The sequence below is a fragment of the Halomonas cibimaris genome, assembly GCF_039537045.1.
Taxonomy (GTDB): domain Bacteria; phylum Pseudomonadota; class Gammaproteobacteria; order Pseudomonadales; family Halomonadaceae; genus Vreelandella; species Vreelandella cibimaris.
The window spans coordinates 1-1222 of sequence record NZ_BAAAZT010000037.1; the positions used below are offsets into that span (position 1 = coordinate 1).

The window sequence follows — 1222 nt, forward strand, 5'->3', positions numbered from 1 at the left end:
GGTTCTTCGTCGTTTCATGTGGATTTGGCCTGATCCAGCAGGCGGCCCACCGGGCTGCCGATCAGGTAGATCATCGCGATGAAGTTGGCCTCGTTCCGGTAACCACGTGCGCGTGACTTGGCCGCCTGGAAGAGTCCGTTCATGCCTTCCAGCCGCGCGTTGGTCAGTCCCGATATCCAGCGCCTCACCACCTGCTCGGCATGTCGCTCCAGCGTCGTCAGGGCCTTCGCCATCGGCTTGAGCAGTGCCTGGCCGGTGACGGCCTCCCGCATGACCTTGAGGTAGTTCGTGATGCGCCACCGGGCGGCACGCGGCGTCGGCGCCTTCTGGATCCAGCGCAGCTTTTCCTTGATCACCCAGGCATCGCCGGTGGCCCCCTGATCGGCTACCAGCTCCTGGAGGGCAGCGACCTGCTTGGCCGTCATATTGCCGTTATCCAGGTTCTTCAAGACCGCCCACCGGAGGGCTTTGGGATGCCCCTTCTCACGGCGTTCCTTCTTGCGGACCTCGTCCAGCGCCTTGGTGAAGGTCTGCACGATGTGGAACCAGTCGACCGTCACTTCGGCGTTGGGCAGGTGCTCGGCCACGCCGCTGAGGAACGCCTGAGACATGTCGCAGACCACCTCGACCACGTTGTCCGGGTCACCGCCATGCGCCGCCAGGAAGGCGCTGAAGGCCTTGATGGCGGCCTTGCCATGGCCCGGGACGGCGAAGAGCACCGGCTCCTGCTTGCGCTGCATGTCGAGGAACACCGTGACGTAGCGCTGGCCGCGCCGGGAGGCCGTTTCGTCCACGCCGACAGTGGCCACGCTGGACAGATCCAACTCACCCAGCATGCGCCCCACGTAGTGGTGCACGATGCGCCACAGGCGCTTGTCCGAGATCTCCAGTTGCCGGGAGACGGCCAGCACCGGCATCTCCTTGACCAGCGACATGGCCGCCTGCTCAAACAGCAGGGTGAAGTCGCTGCCAGGGCGGGCCCAGGGCACCTCGATGCGCTTGACGCCATGCTCGGGGCACTTGGTGCGAGGCACCCGCGCATGCAGGTAACAGTGGTGCTGGAAGAAGTTCAGATGCCGCCACGTCTTGTCGGCGAAGTCATGGGCCGGGCAGGCCTTGCCGCACTCAGGGCAGGGGTAGAGGCTGCCCCGCTCGGCCTCGACGTAGAGGTCCAGGCGGTGGGGCGAGACGGCGGTATCCAGGTGCTGGTCCTTGAGAACCC

The 1222-nt window shown here is 65.6% G+C and carries 1 protein-coding gene; it reads right to left on the minus strand.

The genetic code is table 11. From position 1 onward, the window contains the following. Nucleotides 1-14: 14 nt before the first annotated feature. The coding region (locus ABD654_RS05615; RefSeq protein WP_344703119.1) for an ISL3 family transposase at nt 15-1222 on the minus strand (1208 nt) is incomplete at its 5' end.